This is a genomic window from Bacillus sp. BS1807G30 (assembly GCF_040047675.1).
Classification (GTDB): domain Bacteria; phylum Bacillota; class Bacilli; order Bacillales; family Bacillaceae; genus Bacillus; species Bacillus altitudinis.
Genome location: NZ_CP157353.1, coordinates 2,937,162 through 2,957,507 on the forward strand (window position 1 = coordinate 2,937,162; position 20,346 = coordinate 2,957,507).

Genomic DNA, 20,346 nt, shown 5'->3' on the forward strand with positions numbered 1-20,346 from the left:
GCACAAAAAAACAGGTGGATCGATTATCCACCTGTTTTCTTTTATTCGTTATCAGACTGCCCAAGGGTAATATCAAGATTTTTGTTCTTTCCATCACGAATGACAGTCATTGTCGTTTTATCGCCAATTTTGGTTTCTTTATAAAGGATTTCTTTCAGTTGTGAGCTGTTCGCTACATCTTTTCCTTTGAACTTGATGATGACATCTCCAGACTTCAAGCCTGCTTTTTGTGCAGGAGATCCTTTTGATACATCTTTTACATAGATGCCTTTACCGATTTGTTTATCAAATAGGCCAAGTGTATTTTCCTGATACGTTTCAGGCACTTGCTCAAGGTCAATCATTTGTACGCCAAGGTAAGGACGTTCGACTTTTCCATTTTTCAACAGCTGATCTACGATCGGTTTTACATCGTTACTTGGGATCGCAAATCCGAGTGATTCTACTCCGCTTTCGCTAATTTTCAAGCTGTTGATGCCGATGACTTGACCGTCTGTATTGATCAGCGGACCGCCACTGTTTCCAGGGTTAATGGCTGCATCTGTTTGAAGCACATTCATCTCAACGGTTCCAGATGATGTATTGGCTTCAACGGTACGATCGAGACCACTAATAATCCCTTCTGTTACTGTACCAGAGAACTGCGCACCGAGCGGGTTCCCGATCGCAATGACTTTGTCTCCAGCACGAAGCTTAGAAGAATCTCCAAAACTTGCAACTTTATCAATGCCGTCAGCATTTATTTCCACGACAGCTAAATCTGTCATTACGTCACTGCCGACAAGCTTCGCATCTTTTGTTTTTCCATCGTATAGTGTGACCTTTAATTTATTGGCACCCTCGACTACATGGTTATTTGTGATAATGTATGCTTTTTTGCCATCTTTTTTGAAGATGACACCAGAACCCGTTCCAGCTTCTGCTTCAGTTGAATCACCGCTAAGACCGAACGAGTTTTGTGTAGATTGATAGTTTGAGACCCCTACAATCGTCGGCTCTAAATCTTCTACCATATCAGCAACATTCGTCGCATTGGTGATTTGTTTTGTTGAGAAATTTTCAGATGAAGCCGGTTCGCTTGATGCTGTTTGGGTTTGAGTGTTTGCCGCTGTATCTTGCGACTGCGGTAAAAGCGGTGTAATGCCAAGCACAAGACCGCCGCCAATAATCCCTCCAAGAATAGGACTCAGCCATGCAGCCTTCCGTTTTTTCTCCTTTTTAGACGAACGGTCATCAATCACTTGAGGAGATTCGTTTGTCACCCTCTCTTGAGAGGCAGATGCTTCGTTTTCATGGTGGTGAAAAACGAGTTCTTTCTCTTTTTCTGGTTCTTCTATTTGTTTCTCATTCTCTTGATGTGTGTGTTCTTGATCATTCATCTTTTTCTCTTCATCTTCTCTTCGGAAATCCATCGCTTGCACTCCTTTGCATCATTTTCATGAAATGCTTCATTCATATGTCTAGATAGGACTCATGTCCTCTTAATGGCAATATCATTGAAAAATTCTTTATGACAATATGTCAAATTATATAATACTTATTCATAGAAAAAAAGCAAGGTGCGCACATTGGTGAAAAGCACCTATTCATTAGCCTTTTGTCTATGCCCTTTTTTCCCTTGAGCTTATCATAAACAAACATTATGGGATAATGATGAGAAGAATATGTGAAATTGTGAAAAAAGCGTGTGATTGTTGACATGCCGCCTTTGTATCCCGTTATAATGACGTTGAGAGGATGTGGAAGACTTTGTCGTACACCATTTATTTAGTTGAAGATGAGCAGAATTTAAATGAACTGTTGACCAAATATTTAGAGAGTGAAAATTGGAATGTTTCCTCTTTTTTAACCGGAGAAGCGGCACGCAAAGCAATGAACAAGCCCCCGCATCTATGGATTTTAGATATTATGCTGCCTGATACAGACGGCTACACACTCATTAAAGAAATCAAAGCAGCCTCGCCTGACGTACCGGTCATTTTTATTTCGGCACGTGATGCAGATATTGATCGTGTGCTTGGCTTAGAACTCGGGAGCAGTGATTATATTGCGAAACCCTTTCTCCCGCGCGAGCTGATCATCCGCGTGCAAAAGCTGCTGGAGCTTGTATATAAAAACAGTGACACACCGCAGCAAAGCGTCACACCCGTTTCTTCCTATATCATTCATGAGGACGTAAGAGAGGTGTATGAAGGAGATCAGCTGATTAACTTAACGTCTAAGGAATTTGATTTACTGCTCTTATTTACCCATCATCAAGGACATGCCTTTTCCCGGGAAGATATCCTCGTCAAGATCTGGGGGCACGATTACTTCGGGACAGATCGTGTGGTCGATGATCTTGTCAGACGGCTGCGCAAAAAAATGCCTGACTTAAAAGTCGAGACCATTTATGGATTTGGCTATAGGATGCTAAAAGGATGAAGAACAAACCGCTCGCTTTTCAAATCTGGGTTGTCATCTCTGGCATTTTACTCACCATTTCGATTGTCCTGATCATTTTATTTTCAAATACATTACGCAGCTTCTTTACGAATGAAATTTATAAAAACATCGAAAACGAGCAGCAGGTGTTAACAGAATACCCTCTGAATCGAGACGGCTCACCAAAGTCGACACCAGAAAACCGCTCGGTTCAGCACATTCTGATTCCGTCAGATGAATTAAATCAAATGGCTCAGTTTTTCCCGCATGCCTTTATTGAAAAAGTGCAGTCCTTTGTTAAAAAACAAAAAAGCGCAACAAAACGCTATTCTGAAGAAGTGAATGGCCAGCATATCTTTTTTGTGATCAAAAAAGTCTCAACAGGCAATACACAATATATTCTCTTGTCATATGCACCCGATTCTTATCGAGATGACTTGTCCTTTACGCTTTTTAAACAGCTGATATTCATCTTAGGAACGGTTATTTTATTAAGCTGGATTCCTTCGATTTGGCTCGCCCGCTACTTATCACGTCCAATTGTTGCGTTTGAAAAGCACGTCAAGCGCATTGCACAAGAAGACTGGGACGATCCTGTGATTGTTGACCGGCAAGATGAAATCGGCAAGCTGGGGCATACGATTGAAGAAATGAGACAAAAGCTCATTCAAAAGGATGAAACAGAACGAACACTTTTGCAAAATATATCACACGACTTAAAAACACCTGTAATGGTCATCCGCGGTTATACGCAGTCTATTAAAGATGGAATTTTTCCTAAAGGAGATCTTGAACAAACGGTGGAAGTGATTGAAGGCGAAGCGGAAAAGCTTGAGAAGAAAATCAAAGATTTGCTGTATTTAACAAAGCTTGATTATTTATCAAAACAACATCCGGCGCATTCTCCCTTCCTTGTGAGTAATACAATGCTGGAAGTGGTTGACCGTTTACGCTGGTCGAAAAATGAATTGCAGTGGAACGTGGACTTAGATGATGAGGCTGCACTTGAAGGCGATCCAGAACAATGGAGCAAATTATTTGAAAATGTATTAGAAAATCAACTTCGCTACGCAAAAAGTAAAATTGACATTCATATGAAGCAGGAAGAAGATCAAATCCGCATCGTTATTCGTAATGATGGCCCTCCAATTGAAGAACACATGCTATCCAGCCTATACGAACCTTTTAGTAAGGGAAAAAAGGGCGAATTCGGCATTGGATTAAGCATTGTCAAACGAATTCTTTCAATGCATCAAGCGTCCATATCAATTGAAAATGATGAACTAGGTGTACGCTATACGATCACTGTTCCAAAGAAGAGGCTGTAGGTTTTAAACCGCAGTCTTTTTTAGATGAATGAATACCCATTGAAATCACGGTATGTGGCTTTGATTTTCTTGCCAGCTTGATACATCCATTTCTTTTCAATGGTTGTCTCTTTCGGCATTTTGACTTTTTCTACTTGAATTCCTTTTGCTTTCAACCGTCTAATCATGTCATCGATTTCTCTCATGGAACATCATCCTTTCACATTTTTTGACCAGTTGGTCACCTTACTTTATAATATAAAGAATTACACTGTAAAAAACAAGTTACAATCTGATTAATTTTTGAAAAGTTTTGTCGTTTATGACCGATAAGTCACATCTCTTTGCGCACGTTTCCTAAGACATTTGTCTCTCGGTAAGAAAGGATGACATTCATATTGAAAAAGAAAGAAAAAATGATCATTGAGGCTGGTATGAAGTTATTTGCCAGCAAAGGCTATAATACAACGTCTGTTCAGGAAATTGCGGATGAATGCCACATGTCAAAGGGTGCGTTTTACCTTTATTTCAAATCGAAGGAAGCACTGCTTATTTCGATCTTGCATTACTATTACGATAAGGTATTTACCCGGATTCATGAGGTTCAAACAGAGGGCGGCACACCAAAAGAAGCCTACCGGAAACAGCTCACTGTCTATTACGATAATATTTTGCAGCAAAAGGATTTTATTAAAATGCAGCTAAGCGACAGGGCGCTCCCATTGAACGAAGAAACGCAGCAGCTTGCAAAGCAAATTCGGCTTGCGACGATTCAGCTGCACATTGATAACATGAAGCAAATGTATGGAGATGCAGCCATTCCTTATATGGCTGATCTTTGTTTAACGATCGAGGGCATGAGTCACGTTTACTTTGAGCTTGCCATTTTATATGATTTTCAGCTCGAAGCAGAGGAGCTTGCCTCAACAATGATTCACCGTATCGATGATCTAATGGGCGGTATGATGAAGCGCAATGACCATCCGCTCATTTCTGTGGACCAAGCAAGCGACTGGTTCGGCCCTATTTATGAACGATCATTTGACCCGCTCACAGAATCTCTATTAAAAGAATTAAGAGAACTGGCAGAAGCACATTATGAAGTGAAAGACGAGCCAGATTTATTTGAAGCGCTTGGCATTTTAGAAAACGAGTTAAACAAACAAAAACCAAGACAAGTCATCGTCAAAGGCATGCTTTATCAATTGAAATTATACACACCGCTTCAGCCTGTCTCAGGCTCCTTATTACGCATTCTAAAAGAAGATCATTTATAAAACCCAGGGCTTGCTTGCCCTGGGTTTATGATTGTGACAAAAACAAACAATCAAACTTCTTTTCTGTGATTTCAGGGAGTTTCCATTAAAAAAACCAGAGGCACAGAGGCCTCTGGTGTCTTATTTTGCTTTCGGTGTCACCATTTCTTCTGGTTTCACAAACTCTTCAAACTGCTCTTCTGTTAATAGCTCTAATTGAAGGGCAGCTTCTTTTAACGTTAAACCTTCTTTGTGCGCAAGCTTCGCAATTTTCGCTGCATTTTCATATCCGATGTGCGGGTTCAGTGCCGTCACAAGCATCAATGAATTATTCAGGTTTTTCTCGATTGTTTCTAGGTTTGGTTCAATTCCAACGGCACACTTGTCATGGAATGAGTTCATGCCGTCAGCAAGCAATTCAACTGACTGCAAGAAGTTATAGATGATGACCGGCTTAAATACGTTCAGCTCGAAGTTTCCTTGGCTTGCGGCAAAACCGATCGTTGCATCATTCCCCATGATTTGTGCGGCAACCATTGTTAAAGCTTCACTTTGAGTTGGGTTGACTTTTCCTGGCATAATGGAGCTGCCTGGCTCATTTTCAGGAATGATCAATTCACCAATTCCGCAGCGAGGACCACTTGCAAGCCATCTCACATCATTGGCAATTTTCATTAAGTCAGCTGCAAGAGCTTTAAGCGCACCGTGTGCATATGTGATTTCATCATGGCTTGTGAGCGCATGGAATTTGTTTGGTGAAGAATTGAACGTTTGACCTGTTAACTGGCTGATTTCTTCTGCCACGTATTTACCAAACTCAGGATGTGCGTTAATTCCCGTACCAACAGCTGTTCCGCCAATGGCAAGTTCTCTCATTTTTTCAGTAGATTCTAAAATCATTTCTTTTGAACGATCAAGCATGTACACCCAGCCGCTAATCTCTTGGCCAACTGTAAGAGGTGTTGCATCTTGCAAATGCGTACGGCCAATTTTCACGATTTCTTGGTATGCTTTTGCTTTCTCATCAAGCGTCGCTCTTAACTGGTCAATCGCAGGCAATAGCTTTTTGTACACAGCTAAAACAGCTGCCACGTGCATAGCCGTTGGGAATGTATCATTTGAGCTTTGGCTGCGGTTGACATCGTCATTCGGGTGAATGCTGAATTCACTATTTTTATCTTTCAAGTAAGCAGTTGCTCTATTTGCAACGACTTCGTTCATGTTCATGTTACTTTGTGTTCCACTTCCTGTTTGCCATACAACAAGCGGGAAATGCTCGTCATATTTTCCACTGATGATGTCATCACATACAGCAGCAATCGCTTCTGCTTTTTCACTTTCTAAGTTGCCAAGACGTTCGTTGGCAATCGCTGTGCTACGTTTCAAAATTGCAAACGCATTCACAACTTCCTTTGGCATTTTCTCAGAACCGATTTTGAAATTTTCTTTGCTTCGTTGTGTTTGTGCACCCCAGAACTTGTCCTTTGGCACCTTGATTTCGCCCATTGTATCTTTTTCGATTCTAAATTCTGTCATTATGTATCCCTCCATAGCTTCATCACTCAACTCTATTCTATACAAAAAACGAAAATCCTTTAAGCGTTTTCAATTAAAATTTTATCTTTATTTTAATTTTAGTTCAATATAAACACGAACATCTTTGGAATATTTGTATTTCGGATTGGTTTTTCCGTAATCTTTTGACGTATAGGTCACCTCATAATGCTTGTCAAACGACTGTAGAATACGGTCGATCTCCTCTTTTGTTCCTGCTAAACGAATTTGCGCCATCTTCTTTCCTCCAACACCGTGATTCTTTCATATACCACAAAATAATGTAACACAGAATATTGTTTTTTCAAGCAGGTAATGCTAAGAAAAAGAAATTGAGGCGGGTGATCCTTTTGAATCAAACTCCATTGAAAGAGCACTTATACGATAATCTCTCTGTCATTCTCCCTCAGTTAAAGGACATGGATGATTTGATCCATGAGAAAAAAACATTGCCTCATGGACAGGTTGTCTACTATTTATACATTAAAGAAATGAACGAAGCGATGCAGATTCAATCCTTCTTAAAGCTGCTATTGCAAGATCATGCCTCTCTAACAAAAGAGAAGCTAGAATCCAATTTATCGATGATGACTACCCGTACGGTAAAAACCTCTGAAGAGCTAGTAGATGCTATTTTCCAAGGACATTGTGTCGTACTGATTAACGGATTTCAACATGCTTATATTTTAGAAACACATGGAACGAAGAAACGCAATTTAGGAGATGCTACGTCTGAAACCGTCGTAAGAGGACCAAAAATTGGTTTCATTGAAGATATCAACACGAACTTAGCTCTCGTCAGACAGCGTTTGAAAAACCCTGATCTCAAAACAGTAGACATGAAAATCGGTGAAAAGAAATACACCCAAGTATCGATCATGTACATTGATGGTATCGTTGAGCCCTCTGTTTTAAAAGAGGTAAAAAAGCGACTCAAACAAGTCACGATTGATGATATTCAAGACTCTGGCATTCTTGAGGAGCTCATTGAAGACAATGTGTATTCTCCTTTTCCGCAAATTCAAAACACAGAACGGCCTGATAAAGTGGCATCTGCTTTAAACAATGGGCGCGTCGCCATCTTTGTCGATCATTCGCCTTTTATCTTAATTGTGCCTGCTTCCCTCGCAACGATTATGCAGTCACCTGATGATTATTATGAAAGATGGATCGCCGCCTCTCTGATTCGTTTGCTGCGTTTTACGTCCATCTTTCTCACATTGTTTTTATCGGCCATCTATATTGCCCTTGTGTCCTTCCATCAAGGTCTTTTGCCCACAACTTTAGCCATTTCCATCTCAAGCACAAGAGAGAATGTCCCCTTTTCGCCTATTGTAGAAGCACTCATCATGGAAATGACCATTGAGCTGTTGCGTGAAGCTGGGTTAAGACTGCCTAATCCACTTGGACAAACAATCGGACTTGTGGGCGGAGTTGTCATTGGGCAAGCAGCCGTACAAGCACATATCGTCAGCTCCATTATGGTCATTATTGTCAGCGTCATTGCACTTGCATCCTTTACCTTTCCTCAATATGGAATGGGGATATCATTTCGTGTCCTTCGCTTTGTGTCCATGTTTGCTGCAGCTGCATTCGGTTTATATGGACTTGTCCTGTTTATGCTCGTCTTACTCACTCATTTGACAAGACAAAAAAGCTTTGGCACCCCATATTTTTCACCAGATTTTGTGTTTAGTTATAAAAATGAGGACAATTCCATCATCAGATTGCCTTTGAAGAATCAAAAGAAAGGAGAACGATATGGTCAATCATAAAGAGTCGATCACAAGCTATCAGGCAAGTGCCATTATCGCCAATACCACGCTAGGTGCAAGTATGATGATTCTGCCAAGATCAATGGCTCAAGCTGCGCAAACACCTGACGGCTGGATTGCACTCTTACTCATGAGTGTGATATACATTGTGTTCATTTTTGTCAATGTGCTCATGATGAAAAAGGTCTCCTTTTCTTCCTACTATGACTATACAAAAGAAGGGCTTGGGAAATGGATTGGCTCACTTGCCAACCTGTTGATTATTATTTACTTTCTCGGCGTTGCCAGCTATGAAGTACGGGCTATGTCTGAGATGGTGAAATTCTTTCTACTTCAAAACACACCTGTAGCGGTGACAATGATCAGTTTTATTTTGGTTGGTTTTTATCTCGTAGTTGGCGGAATTGGTGATTTTGCCAGACTGTGCCCATTTTTCCTCATTGTCACCTTAATTATCTTATTTATTGCATACGGACTCAGTGTGCAAGAATTTAAATTAGATAACCTAAGGCCTGTATTAGGAGAGGGATTCTCTCCTGTCTTCAAATCCTTGAACGCATCAGCCATTTCATTTGTAGGTATTGAAATGATGCTGTTTATGCCTGCCTACATGAAAACGCAAAAACACACTTTTGCTTATGGCGCAATCGGCTTTTTGGTTCCTGCGATCATCTATATTTTCACCTATATTCTTGTGGTTGGTGCGTTCACGGTGAAAGAAACAGCGACTTTGACTTGGCCGACGATTGCCTTATTTCAATCGTTTGATATACAAGGGATTTTTATTGAACGGATTGAATCCTTTTTGCTCATCGTTTGGCTTGTCCAGCTTTATACGAGCTTTGTAGGATATACATTTTTTGCTGCAATGGGCGTATCCAAACTGACTAAATTCCCTAAAAAGGTCGTGCTCGCGTTGATGGGAATTGTCATCTACTTTGCCGCCAGTTTCCCAAAGGATGTTGATACAGTGCGTGATTATTTAACCTATGTGAACCATTTATTTTTCCTTTTATTCGGTATTCTCCCGTTTCTCTTATTTATCATCGTGTTTTTGAAAAGGAGGCGGAAAGCTGTATGAAAAAGAACGCAACCTTTGCAATCCTGACCCTTGTTCTATTAAGTGGATGCTGGGATAGTACCAATATTGAGGAGCTCAACATGGCGATTGGTTACGGCTTAGATAAAGGCGATGACGGTCATAAGCTTAAAATATCTATGCAAGTCCTTGTTCCACAAAAAATTGAACAGGAATCCAGCGTGAAAGACCCAACAAAGATTATTGAAACTAGTGGAGATTCCGTGCATCAAATTTTCCGAACAACGACACTGAAAAGTCACCGTATTTTCGCCCAGCAGTTGAGGGTGTATTTATTTTCTGAGGAGCTCATCAGTGAGAATAATTTCGACTTGGTCATTAATCAATTTATTCGAGACAATGAAACGCGGAGAGGAAGCCTCGTCTTTATGACCTCTGAGAAGCCAGGGGACTTGCTGAAAATCAATGACGATGGACAGCCAGCTTCTTCTACACTATATGATATTTCTGGGAATACAAAATCGACCATACGTATGTTAAAGCCCGTTTCATTAGGAGATATTTCTTCTGCTATGCAAAACAATGTATCTTTTGCTGTTCCGAAAGTCAGTGTAGATCAAGGGAAATTAATACTCGACGGTGCCTCTATTATTAAAAACAAACGATTTCTCACCAACATCTCTCCGTTAGCCGTGCAGTCATACAACCTATTGACTGGGGACGGAAAAGGCGGAGTCGTTGAATTTAAATATAATCACAGCATCTATTCTTTTGAGATATTTAAACTGAAACACAACATTGAAACAAATAAAACAGCCAGCGGAAGATATCAATTTAATGTTTCAGTGGAGCTTGATGGAAGATTGTCTGAGGATTGGAATGAACGGGAAAATTCATTTAATGAAAAATACCTCCAAGAAATTGAGAAAGTCGTGGCACATCGACTGGAGGAAAATGTGAAAGATTTTATCGGGGAATTACAGCATGAGATCAAAGCAGATTTTTGTGGATTTTATCAAAAAGCGAGTATTGCCTATCCGAAGGAATTCCGAAAAGAAGCAAAACATTGGGATGACATTTTTATTGAATCGGATATTCGTTACAAGGTAAATGTGAAAATCCGTGACTTCGGGACTAAGGGCGCAACACAATCCTTATAGAGTATGTTAAAATGGTAAGAAAAAAAGGGTGTCAATCATGAAACGAGCTTTACTTTCGGCCGGCATTCTATTTTTGATTCTAGGAATACTTCTGTTAGTCGTGGTATTCATGCAATCAAAAGAAGATTTCTTCATTGAAGCCGACAGCTTTTCAAGCACATTTTTGATCGTGATTTATTATGGACAAACCCCTGCGCTCCTTCTGATTGGAGGCGGTTTATTTGTTGGACTTTCACAGATCATTGATTTGCAAGAGAAAAAAGCGGCAGTGGCAAAGGAAAGCGTCAAGCTGCTTTCCGAGATGAAGAAAACCCTGGAAGACAAATCGGCCGAGGAGCAGGAGGCTTTTCCAGTTCCTGAGCTCCATCAACTATCCGAACGTCCAATCACAGGACAGAAGGACTAATTTTGCGCATGTTCCAGCAGCTTTCATTTGAAAGCTGTTTTTTTATTGAATCAGCTTATGGCGATGTGCATACACGGCCGCTTGTGTGCGGTCTTCTACATCAAGCTTGGAAAGAATGTTGGTAATATGCGTCTTGACTGTTTTGATGGTAATAAACAATTCCTCAGCAATGACCTTATTCGATTTCCCATCTGCAATCAGCTTTAATATTTCCATTTCTCTTGCGGTTAACGAATCGTGCAGAATGGACCCATTTGATGAATGGCGGAGTTTGTTCATGACCTTTCCAGCTACTTTTGATTCAAGCCTTGGTTCGCCGATACTCGCAGACCTGATGGCATCAGCAATTTCTCCTGCTTTCGATGTTTTTAAAAGATAGCTTAAAGCGCCAGCCTCAATAACTGGATACACTTTATCATCATCAATAAAGCTCGTCAGTACAATAATCCGGGCATCCTCTATTTCCTGACAAATTCTTTTCGTTGCTTCGATGCCATCCATGCCTTCCATGACAAGGTCCATTAAAATCACGTCTGGCTTTAATTCAACCGCTAGTTCTACACCTTTTTGTCCATCTGACGCTTCACCGATGACTTCAATATCCGCCTGTGCCTCTAAAAAAGCAGCAAGACCCATTCTCACCATTTCGTGATCGTCAATTAAAAGCACTCGAATCATCGAACGTTCTCTCCTTTTCCTTCATCAAAAATGGGAACCTTCACATCAATTTGTGTGCCTTTTCCCTCAAATGACATAATCTCTGCGACACCGCCTACTTCACTTGTTCTTTCTCGTATCGATTCAAGTCCGTAGGAAGCAGTCTTCACATGATCTGTTTGAAAACCAATCCCGTTATCAATTATTTTCAGCTGAACTTGACGGTTTCGAATGAGCAGACGCACTGTCACCTTTGTCGCCTTTGCATGCCTAAACACATTGGAAAGGGCTTCTTGCACAATTCGGAACAGATGGTCCTCCACCCCTTTAGACAGCGGAGCATCATCTTCTATTTCCCAATCAATATCAATTGGCTGCTTTGCCTGAAATTCATTGAGCAGCTCAATCAAGCCTTTTTTCAAGTCTTTTCCTTCAAGGGTGATCGGTCTTAAATGCAGAAGAAGTGCACGCATCTCATTTTGTGCATCGCCAGCCATTCGTTCCACAAGTCGCATTTGCTTTAAAATCTTTTCATCCTTTTCCTTCATCCCTTCAAGAATCGCAGACGTCATCATCGAAATGGCGAATAGCTGCTGGCTGACTGCATCATGCAGATCACGCGCTAGACGCTGACGCTCTTCAGAGACAACCGATTTTTTCATTTGAACCTGCCATTCAGCTCGCTCATTTGAGAGCTTTTGTAAGGAGGCTACTTGCCCTTCCACTCGTTTCGCCATTTCATTTAATTGATCTGCCGCCAAACCAATTTCATCATCACCTAGAGAAGGCAGTCTATAGGCAAAATTCCCATTTTCAAACTTCAAAATCGACTCTACAAGCTGATCCAGCCGCTTCTTATGCTGATAGCCAAACACATGCCCCGCTGATACACCAATGGCGAGACTAATAATGAGTAAAATACAAAAAAACGGGATGCCGAACCACCGCGTAGACAGCAAAATCATGGGATCAAGCTGGTAATAAAAAAACATCGGGAATGTCGTCATGATGACAACGCCAAGCGAGATACCGACTGCCAGACGAACAGATTGCCACTGGATGCCTAAATGCAGTTTCCTCATAAGTACCTCACATCCACATCCCCAATCAATAGAGAGATGGAGATTTTCACTTTTCGCTTGCTTTCGTCATAATCATTTGTCATGACATACACTTTACTGCCGAACCCGCTTCTTTTTTCATCAATGATTTTCATATCACCGATCGCAGCCGAAGCACTCACACATACTTCAATATCCTGAGGTACATAAATATCGACATCTCCAATGAGTCCACTAATGACGATCGTGCTCTCTTCCTCAGCAATGATCGCCTTTGATAAATCGATTTTGACATCGCCAATAAAACCTGAAATGGTCAAATCGCTTAATTGAAATGGTTTTTTCATCAGCCTGACTTCACCGATAAAGAAATCATGTTCTTTGCGCGGCTTTGCCTGGCTTTTTGTTTTCTTCTGATCGCCCTCTTTTTCAAGATTGACTTTCAGTGAAGGCTTCCCATCGTCTGATGATTCCTTTTTATCGACATCAAAAACAGGTTTGTTTTTCAATAAACGATAGCCCGCATAGATCAAAAAGGCAGCAAATAAATACCCAGTCAAACTAAACGTGATATTTAGTAGAAACTTCAAGAAGAGAAAGCCTGCAAAAATATAGGAAACCGAACCGAGCCAACGTTTAGATCGAGAGTGCAGCCAATAACCAGCTAGAGCAAAAAACACTGGCCAAAATAGGTCTGCCCCAATCCCAATAATTTTGAGAAAAAGATTAATACCAAAAATCACCACAATGATGCCTAAAATTTGATTTCTAGAAAAACGCAGTTGACTCGCCTCCTTCCTTTTTACGTTTGTTTACCGCAATTTTAAGTTTCCGCTTGTCATCTCAATATCGACTAAGTGTGTCCCTTTCCCATGCGTGCCTGTAAAACCTCGGCCTTCACTATCCACTTGGTCAAAATCATACGAATGATCAATACGTCCACTCGTTTTTTTCACTTGGACTTTGAAATCTCCCTCATCTGGCAAGTTAAATTTCGCACTGCCTGATGTCATGTGAAAGTCGACTGGTGAATCAATTGTATCAAAGCTTGCTGTCAGCCTGCCGCTTGTCATGCCTAATTGCAGCTTTCCTTTTACATCTTGAATATCAGCACGACCAGAAGTGGCACCAATATCACTTTCCTTCGCATCAATATGAGACACTGAGAGTCTGCCAGAAGTCGCCTTGATTTCCACTCGATTTGCTGAGAAGTTCTCAGCTGTGAGGTTTCCGCTCGTTGATTTGAGCGTCACATCTTGAAGAGACAGCTTTCCTTCGCCATTTACTTCGCTCACGCCGATTCCACCTGTTATTTTCACATCTTTATGATAATCTGTTGGAATTTTGACTAAGAGTTCTCCTTTTTCAAATGCAGAGAAAAACAAAAATCCTTTATTTTCAGCACGGACTTTGAATGTTCCGCCTGTTTGTTCCGCATACATTTTCCCTTTTCCATTCACAACCATCACAGAAATATCCGAACGATCTTCCGGCTTCACCTTGATGCGAAATCCAGAAAGAGAGATATCTAATTGTTCAACCTCATCCTTTTTCGCTGAAGCTGTTGTGACCGCTTTATCACGAGAAAAGCTCAAATGAAAGAGATCTCCATTTTTGAAAAGCATCCCAATCATCAAAAAAACACCAACAAGTATACAAATTAGACCAATGAACCGTTTCATTTATATCATCCCTTTATCCTTTGACCTTTTTATTATAAGGAAAAGCGAAACAGAAAGAAATCAAATAACGGAAGAAAAATCCTGTTTTTCTTCCGATTTGACACATTTCCATTAGTTTGCCGGCTGTTTCTCAGGCTGCTTTGATCGTTGAAGCTTTTGCCATTCCTTTTCAACCTCATCAGCGTAATCAAGATGAGCATAAGCACCCTGATCGGCAAATTGTGCATAACTACCCGCTTTTGTCTCCATTTCCTCTATACGATTCTCCATGCGTAGAAATTCTTTATAAGCACTTTCACTATCAACCTTATTCATAGATTCATTCATATGCTGCTTTGCCTGTGCGGCATTGGCTCTTGCAATCAGCGCTTGCTTCTTGTCTTTAACATCACGCAGCTTTGTTTCTAGATGCTGCAACTGTTCTTTCAGCTCTTTCAACTGTTTAACAGATTGCTGGTAGGCTTCTTGATATTCGTTGTGCTTTTCTTCAAAATACTTCATTTCAGTCAGTGCTTTCCGTGCAAGTTCTTCTTCTCCTGCATGAAACGCCAGCTCCGCCTGTTTCTTTCGCTTATCAGCAAATTCTTCTGTTTCTTCTGCTTTTCTCAAGAAACCTTGCTGAATGGTTTGCTGTTTGATAATCGCATGCTTCGCTTTGGCAATATCGTCCTCCATATCACGAACATATTGATTCAGCATGACACGCGGATTCTCCAATTTATCTAAACCTTCATTGACTGTTGCAACAAACATATCACGTACTCTTCTTAATACCATTTCATATTCCTCCCTTTATTTTTTCTTTAAAAAGTCTTCCCATTCTTGATCAAATGACGTGTGCATCGGTTCTTCCATGTTCGGTGCCGTGTTTGGCTCCATATAGGATGATCTGCCGGATGATTCCTTTGCAGATTCACCATTGATCATCTTCCAGCCAAAGTAGAGAAGTACTCCAGCAAATGCGATTCCGAGTAAAAATGGCAGCGACTGCACGACGAGCAATACACCGATAATAGAGAGAATGACCCCTGTTGTCTTACTGCCTTTATCATATTTTTTGACACCTACATAAATGAGCCACGCCCCAATCAAAGTCGGGATCAGCCCGCCCAATGAACCACCAAAGAAGATGGATAAACCGATAAACATCAGGATTGAACCGATGATGGTTTTACTTGTTATTTTCATCTTCATGCCTCCTTTCTTGCTCCTTGCTTTAACTATAGTCAAAAAAGGAAGCCGGCAAAACGTGTCGTAGATTGATCTTTGGTTGCGACCAGAGTCGTAACATGGCTCAGACTGAACAATTGAATCAAACAAAAAACACTCTTCGAAAAGAAGAACATCAACATGAAGACAAAGCCGCTCACTTATTTACCATTTCTAGCTCTTGTGGGTGCTAAACGTATGGTAAAATCACAAAATAAGTAGTATATAGATTAAATAAATAGGCAGGTGTCGTACATTGATCAATAGAGATCAACTAGCTGATCTATTTGCTAGTCATTCTTTTCACATACAAGAAATCTATCGTTTAGTCATCCAGCCCCATAGTACATTAAGTGAATTTAAGACAGAAAGTGCTGGCTTTCTTTTCAGCATTCGCGGAGAAGCTAGACTGAATATCAATGGAAAAAGCTACAATTTGCAGCCAGGATCTGTCATGCATGTAACACCGGGATGCCAGCTTGCCTTGCAGGTAATCAGTCAATCAGAATACGAATACCATTCACTTTTTTATCATTTGAATTGTGATAAAGAATCTGACTTTGACAATACTTTCAAGCTGGAAACGGGAGCAAATCCGAGAATCATAGAAATACTCACCATGCTCCATCAAAATATCCATACACCTGGTGGGATGGGAAAACTTCGAGTCAAAGAATTATTTTTGCGTCTCCTATATCAAATTCTAATGGGCTGTAAGCAGAAAGATAGCTCTCCTAATGAAAGGGTCATCGAGGAAGCTGTCGCTTATATTAGAGGACAATATATGAATCCATTAACACTTCAGGATCTCGCTGAATTGTGCGATATGAATCCCAAAAGCTTCTCATATTTTTTTCACAAATATACCGGACTTCACCCAATTGACTATGTGATCCAGTATCGTATGGAAAGAGCGCGTGAAATACTTAAGACAGGCAATATTCCGATAAGTGATGTTGCTATGACTGTCGGTTACCCTAATCCGCTCTATTTTAGCAGAGTATTTAAAAAGAAATTCGGAGTGCCACCTAGCGCATATACCGTTAGATAAATCTGTCGTATTTCTTCTCAAAACGATGGATGTCAGCCTCATTCCTTAGAGGGTTTCTACAGCTCTCTATGAAACAACCAGCCTAACTGCCTCAGAAATAGATCATCTCTCTTCTGTCAGCCCTGATTAGATAATAATGCATGTGATATTCGTTATTTGTGCATTCGCATTTCACGAGGTCCTTGCTATACTATTCGATGATAATGATTATCAATATCAATTATTGCTGAGTGATATTCAGCAACGACAGGGAGGCAGATGATGTGAACAAAAAAAGGCAGCTTTGTATCGGATTGTCCTTGTCAGCGACCTGGCTGAAGGGAAAAGGCTGGCAGCATCCAAACAGCATGGTAGAACACTTATTCTCAACCAACTTCTACGTCGAGCTTGCAAAGAGAGCAGAGATGGCCAAGCTTGACTTTCTTTTTAAGCCGGATGCGCTGGTCCTCCACATAGAGTCTTTGGATCACTCTCCTGGCTTTGGAGGTCTTGATCCAACGGTTCTACTTGCTTCGATTGCACATGAGACGAATCAAATTGGACTTGTTTCAACCGCTTCGACTACGTTCAATCCTCCATATGTAGTGGCAAGACAGATTCAATCCTTGCACTCGATCAGCAATGGACGTGCCGGCTGGAATATTGTCACTTCGATCGACGGAGCCGATCATTTTAGCCATTCACCCATGCCATCATCAGAAGAACGATATAAGAAGGCGATGGAATTTACGGATGTTGTACGCAAGCTTTGGGAGAGCTACCCAAACGAGGCGCTACTCATCAATCGGACGACAGGACAATTTGCTGACAAGAAGAGAATTTCTTCTATTCAACATGAGGGGCATTTCTTTCATGTTAAGGGTCCGCTCAATGTGCCGGCCCATCCGTCAGGAACCATTCCTTTGTTTCAGGCAGGTGCTTCGGAAAAGGGGCGTGATTTTGCCGCTTCAACTGCAGATGCGATGTTTGCATCCACCCCTGATATGGCCTCAGCTATTCAATTACGGAAAGACATGAGGAGAAGAGCATGCAAGCATGGCCGCCAGCCGGATGACATCCGTGTGCTGCCTGGCTTGTACTTTTTTTTAGGAAAAACACGTGACGAGGCGCATGAAATGTATAGAGAGGCACATTCCCATCTAAGCACTGCACAAGGTTATGCAGCAATTCAATCGATTCTAGGTCTCGATATTCGCCATCTCCCTTTAGATCAACCCGTTCCTGCCGATATGCTACAAGGATTGGATGAGCAGGTACGCAGTCAGACCCATGCTGATTTGCTGCGCAGGTTGATTGTACAAACGCAGCCTACCGTAAGAGAACTACTCTCTAGGCCTGAGGTCATTGGATCGGCACACTGGGTAATCGTGGGAACAACTGAGGATGCACAGAGAGAAATAACCAGATGGTTTGAAACAGGTGCTTTAGACGGATTCATTGCACTTCCGGGCTCAGTACAATCACTAGAACTATTTTTTAACGAATTGGTCCCTTTACTTGTCCAACATGGCTTGTTTAGGAGTGAATATACAGGATCCACCTTGCGTGAACATATGGGGATGAAATAAAGCACGACCACAATAAACATTTTGAGAGGAGTTTTGAAAAGATGAATAAAAAATTAATGATCATCGGCTTCATTTCCTTATTGATGCTGATCATGGCGGCTTGCGGTGGCGGAGACAAACCTAAGCAATCAACTACGGCCTCCGGAAGCAAAAATATCGGAATTGAAGATTCAGGAGATGCTGCTACGAAAACAATAGAGTATCTTGGGAAAACGTATACCATCCCGAAAAAAACCGAAAAAATCGTCATTACTGGGGCGATGGAAGCGATGGAAGATGCACTTGTACTTGATGTTCATCCAACAGGGGCAATATCAGTAGGAGGAAAGTTTCCGAAAATATTTGCTTCGATCACAGGCGATTCCGAATCAATTGGTGAAAAACAGCAGCCGAATTTTGAGAAAATATTAAAATTGAAACCTGACGTTATTTTAGGTTCCTCTAAATTTCAACAAGTCGTACTAAACAAGTTAGAGAAAATTGCTCCGACCATTCCAATATCCCATATCGCGACAAATTGGGAGGCTAATTTAGAGCTAATGGCCGATTTAACAGGGAAACAGACGAAAGCAGACAAAATCCTCACTCAATACAAAACAGATGTCAAAGACGCAAAAGCCTCGTTAAAGGAGAAGCTCAAGAATAAAAAAGTAGCCATCATTCGAATTCGGGGAGCACAAGCCTTCGTATATCCAGAAGATGTGTATTTCAATCCTGTCTTGTATAACGAATTGGGTCTTGCCGTTCCTCAACCGATTAGGTTGGCAAAGACGCAAGAAGCAATCTCTGTCGAGCAACTAGGGGAAATGAATCCGGATTATCTATTTGTACAATTTTCTACGGATGAAAATCAAGAGGCACAACATGCATTTGATGACATGAAAAAGAATCCTGTTATTCAAAACATGACCGCCTTTAAAAAGGATCAGGTTTATATCAATGTAGTGAATCCACTTCTTGAAGGAGGACCTGCTTATAGCCGCATCCATTTTTTAGAAGTTTTGCAGCAGCAATTAGAAAATAAATGAGACTGCGTATAGTCAGCTATGAAATCATGTGGCTGTTCCAAAACGATGCCCCATCGTCATTTTTAAAGCAAAAGAAGCGAGGCGACGTGTATGATGAAAGACATGGAAGTATATGATGTAACAATTATTGGCGGTGGACCTGCTGGATTGTTTTCCGCCTTTTATAGTGGATTGCGTGAAATGAAAACGAAGTTGATTGAATTCCAGCCAGTCCTCGGGGGAAAGGTTCATGTTTATCCAGAAAAGATGATCTGGGATATAGGAGGATTAACGCCTGTTCCAGGCTCACAGCTCATTGAACAGATTATTGCTCAAGGGCTGACCTTTGAACCAAAGGTCGTACTCGGAGAAAAGGTTACCTCTATTTCTCAAGACGAAACAGGTCACTTTGTTCTCCACACCGCCTCCAATCAAAAACATTACTCCAAAACTGTCATTTTAGCTATTGGAGGAGGTATCCTCAAGCCGATTAAATTAGATATTGAGGGTGCAGAACGATTCGAGGTTCAAAATTTGCATTATACGGTCAAATCCCTTGAACGCTTTAAAGATAAAACCGTGTTGATCTCAGGAGGTGGTAATTCAGCCATTGATTGGGCAAATGAGCTGGAGCCAATTGCCAAACAAGTGTATTTGACCTATCGGAAAGATGCCTTGAAAGGACATGAAGCTGAAATATCGCGCCTGAAAAACAGCTCTGTCCAATGTCTGCTTCATACCTCGATTGAAAAGCTCATTGCAGCAGACGATCATGAGCGGATTGAAACGGTTGTCCTCAAAAATCATCAAGACGAGGCCTTATTTGAGCTAGCAACAGATGAAGTCATTATCAATCATGGATACGAGCGAGACAAAGAATTACTTGCGAATAGTACCATTAAGCTAGAACAGAAGGATTATTGGATTGCAGGAACTCCACTGAGTGAGACGTCAGTTCAGGGCATTTATGCAGCAGGCGATATTTTGCATCATGAAGGAAAATTGCATTTGATTGCTGGGGCTTTTCAGGATGCCGCAAATGCGGTAAACCAAGCCAAACAATACGTAATGCCCGATGCAGGTGCTCATGGGATGGTATCTTCGCACAATGACATATTTATTCAAAAAAATAAAGAGCTGATGAAGCATTTGTATACGAAATAAAGTGTTCATTGAACAAAAGTGACTTA

Annotated in this window: 21 protein-coding genes; 11 read left to right on the forward strand and 10 right to left on the reverse strand. The window is 41.1% G+C overall.

Translation table 11 applies throughout. From position 1 onward, the window contains the following. Window positions 1–41: 41 nt before the first annotated feature. The gene (locus ABG082_RS15260; protein ID WP_216896120.1) at window positions 42–1,412 is read right to left on the reverse strand and encodes a trypsin-like peptidase domain-containing protein; all 1,371 of its coding nucleotides are present in this window, start codon (window positions 1,410–1,412) and stop codon (window positions 42–44) included. A gap of 337 nt (window positions 1,413–1,749) precedes the next feature. On the opposite strand from ABG082_RS15260, the gene ABG082_RS15265 reads away from it, so the two are divergent. Then, the gene (locus ABG082_RS15265) at window positions 1,750–2,424 is read left to right on the forward strand and encodes a response regulator transcription factor (protein ID WP_058213630.1); all 675 of its coding nucleotides are present in this window, start codon (window positions 1,750–1,752) and stop codon (window positions 2,422–2,424) included. Continuing rightward, complete coding sequence (locus ABG082_RS15270) at window positions 2,421–3,752, forward strand: HAMP domain-containing sensor histidine kinase (protein ID WP_017359277.1); 1,332 nt, start codon at window positions 2,421–2,423, stop codon at window positions 3,750–3,752. Before ABG082_RS15265 ends, ABG082_RS15270 begins: the two co-directional genes overlap by 4 nt. Before the next feature lie 20 nt (window positions 3,753–3,772). Here ABG082_RS15270 and spxO read toward each other — a convergent pair whose 3' ends face one another. After that, window positions 3,773–3,937, reverse strand: a complete 165-nt coding sequence (spxO, locus tag ABG082_RS15275) for an anti-adapter protein SpxO (protein WP_008347070.1) — start codon at window positions 3,935–3,937, stop codon at window positions 3,773–3,775. A 192-nt stretch (window positions 3,938–4,129) separates the two neighbouring features. Between spxO and ABG082_RS15280 the strand changes: the two genes are divergently transcribed. Further along, window positions 4,130–5,008: a TetR/AcrR family transcriptional regulator gene (locus tag ABG082_RS15280; protein ID WP_249670069.1), complete on the forward strand. Its 879-nt coding sequence runs from the start codon at window positions 4,130–4,132 to the stop codon at window positions 5,006–5,008. Between the two features lie 120 nt (window positions 5,009–5,128). Here the strand turns inward: ABG082_RS15280 and fumC are convergent, their stop codons facing one another. Both fumC and ABG082_RS15290 read right to left on the reverse strand, forming a co-directional pair. Next, window positions 5,129–6,523 carry a class II fumarate hydratase gene (gene fumC / locus ABG082_RS15285; protein WP_050826600.1) on the reverse strand — a complete coding sequence of 465 codons (1,395 nt, stop codon included), beginning with the start codon at window positions 6,521–6,523 and terminating at the stop codon, window positions 5,129–5,131. 87 nt (window positions 6,524–6,610) lie between these two features. Then, a complete protein-coding gene (locus ABG082_RS15290; RefSeq protein ID WP_003213147.1) occupies window positions 6,611–6,778 on the reverse strand; it encodes a YvzF family protein in 168 nt (55 codons plus the stop codon). Window positions 6,779–6,891: 113 nt separating this feature from the next. Between ABG082_RS15290 and ABG082_RS15295 the strand changes: the two genes are divergently transcribed. Genes ABG082_RS15295 through ABG082_RS15310 form a run of 4 tightly spaced genes read left to right on the forward strand, consistent with a single transcriptional unit; the run spans window position 6,892 to window position 10,921 of the window. Then, a complete protein-coding gene (locus tag ABG082_RS15295; protein WP_272511102.1) occupies window positions 6,892–8,316 on the forward strand; it encodes a spore germination protein in 1,425 nt (474 codons plus the stop codon). Next, window positions 8,303–9,397 carry an endospore germination permease gene (locus tag ABG082_RS15300; RefSeq protein WP_348936223.1) on the forward strand — a complete coding sequence of 365 codons (1,095 nt, stop codon included), beginning with the start codon at window positions 8,303–8,305 and terminating at the stop codon, window positions 9,395–9,397. The genes ABG082_RS15295 and ABG082_RS15300 overlap by 14 nt, the downstream gene beginning before the upstream one ends. Further along, window positions 9,394–10,515, forward strand: a complete 1,122-nt coding sequence (locus ABG082_RS15305) for a Ger(x)C family spore germination protein (RefSeq protein WP_348936224.1) — start codon at window positions 9,394–9,396, stop codon at window positions 10,513–10,515. The genes ABG082_RS15300 and ABG082_RS15305 overlap by 4 nt, the downstream gene beginning before the upstream one ends. Before the next feature lie 37 nt (window positions 10,516–10,552). Continuing rightward, entirely contained in the window at window positions 10,553–10,921 is a 369-nt protein-coding gene (locus ABG082_RS15310; protein ID WP_007500307.1) for a hypothetical protein, read from the forward strand. 42 nt (window positions 10,922–10,963) lie between these two features. Here ABG082_RS15310 and ABG082_RS15315 read toward each other — a convergent pair whose 3' ends face one another. The 6 genes from ABG082_RS15315 to ABG082_RS15340 form a co-directional block, all read right to left on the reverse strand. Then, window positions 10,964–11,599, reverse strand: coding sequence for a response regulator transcription factor (locus tag ABG082_RS15315; protein ID WP_007500305.1), 636 nt, complete (start codon window positions 11,597–11,599; stop codon window positions 10,964–10,966). Further along, window positions 11,596–12,660 (reverse strand): two-component system sensor histidine kinase LiaS, encoded by a 1,065-nt coding sequence (gene liaS, locus ABG082_RS15320; RefSeq protein WP_348936225.1) that lies wholly within the window; start codon window positions 12,658–12,660, stop codon window positions 11,596–11,598. Before liaS ends, ABG082_RS15315 begins: the two co-directional genes overlap by 4 nt. Further along, window positions 12,657–13,421 (reverse strand): cell wall-active antibiotics response protein LiaF, encoded by a 765-nt coding sequence (liaF, locus tag ABG082_RS15325; protein WP_034647740.1) that lies wholly within the window; start codon window positions 13,419–13,421, stop codon window positions 12,657–12,659. Before liaF ends, liaS begins: the two co-directional genes overlap by 4 nt. Window positions 13,422–13,451: 30 nt before the next feature. Then, on the reverse strand, window positions 13,452–14,321 hold the full coding sequence (locus tag ABG082_RS15330; protein WP_342494289.1) for a DUF4097 domain-containing protein: 870 nt from the start codon (window positions 14,319–14,321) through the stop codon (window positions 13,452–13,454). A 111-nt stretch (window positions 14,322–14,432) separates the two neighbouring features. Further along, on the reverse strand, window positions 14,433–15,098 hold the full coding sequence (locus tag ABG082_RS15335; protein ID WP_249670065.1) for a stress responsive protein LiaH: 666 nt from the start codon (window positions 15,096–15,098) through the stop codon (window positions 14,433–14,435). 15 nt (window positions 15,099–15,113) lie between these two features. Then, window positions 15,114–15,509 (reverse strand): membrane protein, encoded by a 396-nt coding sequence (locus tag ABG082_RS15340; RefSeq protein WP_008347092.1) that lies wholly within the window; start codon window positions 15,507–15,509, stop codon window positions 15,114–15,116. A 277-nt stretch (window positions 15,510–15,786) separates the two neighbouring features. Between ABG082_RS15340 and ABG082_RS15345 the strand changes: the two genes are divergently transcribed. The 4 genes from ABG082_RS15345 to ABG082_RS15360 all read left to right on the forward strand — a co-directional run bounded on the left by ABG082_RS15345 (window position 15,787) and on the right by ABG082_RS15360 (window position 20,320). Then, window positions 15,787–16,581 (forward strand): AraC family transcriptional regulator, encoded by a 795-nt coding sequence (locus ABG082_RS15345; RefSeq protein ID WP_249670064.1) that lies wholly within the window; start codon window positions 15,787–15,789, stop codon window positions 16,579–16,581. 263 nt (window positions 16,582–16,844) lie between these two features. Then, complete coding sequence (locus ABG082_RS15350) at window positions 16,845–18,149, forward strand: NtaA/DmoA family FMN-dependent monooxygenase (protein WP_249670063.1); 1,305 nt, start codon at window positions 16,845–16,847, stop codon at window positions 18,147–18,149. A gap of 41 nt (window positions 18,150–18,190) precedes the next feature. Further along, window positions 18,191–19,177: an ABC transporter substrate-binding protein gene (locus tag ABG082_RS15355; RefSeq protein ID WP_249670062.1), complete on the forward strand. Its 987-nt coding sequence runs from the start codon at window positions 18,191–18,193 to the stop codon at window positions 19,175–19,177. A gap of 93 nt (window positions 19,178–19,270) precedes the next feature. Continuing rightward, entirely contained in the window at window positions 19,271–20,320 is a 1,050-nt protein-coding gene (locus ABG082_RS15360; protein ID WP_348936226.1) for an NAD(P)/FAD-dependent oxidoreductase, read from the forward strand. Window positions 20,321–20,346: the final 26 nt, after the last annotated feature.

Coding starts and splice junctions, on each gene's coding strand:
- ABG082_RS15335 (WP_249670065.1), bottom strand. CDS start 15,098: ATGGTATTAAGAAGAGTACGTGATATGTTTGTTGCAACAGTCAATGAA.
- ABG082_RS15310 (WP_007500307.1), top strand. CDS start 10,553: ATGAAACGAGCTTTACTTTCGGCCGGCATTCTATTTTTGATTCTAGGA.
- liaS (WP_348936225.1), bottom strand. CDS start 12,660: ATGAGGAAACTGCATTTAGGCATCCAGTGGCAATCTGTTCGTCTGGCA.
- ABG082_RS15355 (WP_249670062.1), top strand. CDS start 18,191: ATGAATAAAAAATTAATGATCATCGGCTTCATTTCCTTATTGATGCTG.
- ABG082_RS15330 (WP_342494289.1), bottom strand. CDS start 14,321: ATGAAACGGTTCATTGGTCTAATTTGTATACTTGTTGGTGTTTTTTTG.
- ABG082_RS15305 (WP_348936224.1), top strand. CDS start 9,394: ATGAAAAAGAACGCAACCTTTGCAATCCTGACCCTTGTTCTATTAAGT.
- spxO (WP_008347070.1), bottom strand. CDS start 3,937: ATGAGAGAAATCGATGACATGATTAGACGGTTGAAAGCAAAAGGAATT.
- ABG082_RS15315 (WP_007500305.1), bottom strand. CDS start 11,599: ATGATTCGAGTGCTTTTAATTGACGATCACGAAATGGTGAGAATGGGT.
- ABG082_RS15360 (WP_348936226.1), top strand. CDS start 19,271: ATGAAAGACATGGAAGTATATGATGTAACAATTATTGGCGGTGGACCT.
- ABG082_RS15300 (WP_348936223.1), top strand. CDS start 8,303: ATGGTCAATCATAAAGAGTCGATCACAAGCTATCAGGCAAGTGCCATT.
- fumC (WP_050826600.1), bottom strand. CDS start 6,523: ATGACAGAATTTAGAATCGAAAAAGATACAATGGGCGAAATCAAGGTG.
- ABG082_RS15260 (WP_216896120.1), bottom strand. CDS start 1,412: ATGGATTTCCGAAGAGAAGATGAAGAGAAAAAGATGAATGATCAAGAA.
- ABG082_RS15270 (WP_017359277.1), top strand. CDS start 2,421: ATGAAGAACAAACCGCTCGCTTTTCAAATCTGGGTTGTCATCTCTGGC.
- ABG082_RS15340 (WP_008347092.1), bottom strand. CDS start 15,509: ATGAAAATAACAAGTAAAACCATCATCGGTTCAATCCTGATGTTTATC.
- ABG082_RS15290 (WP_003213147.1), bottom strand. CDS start 6,778: ATGGCGCAAATTCGTTTAGCAGGAACAAAAGAGGAGATCGACCGTATT.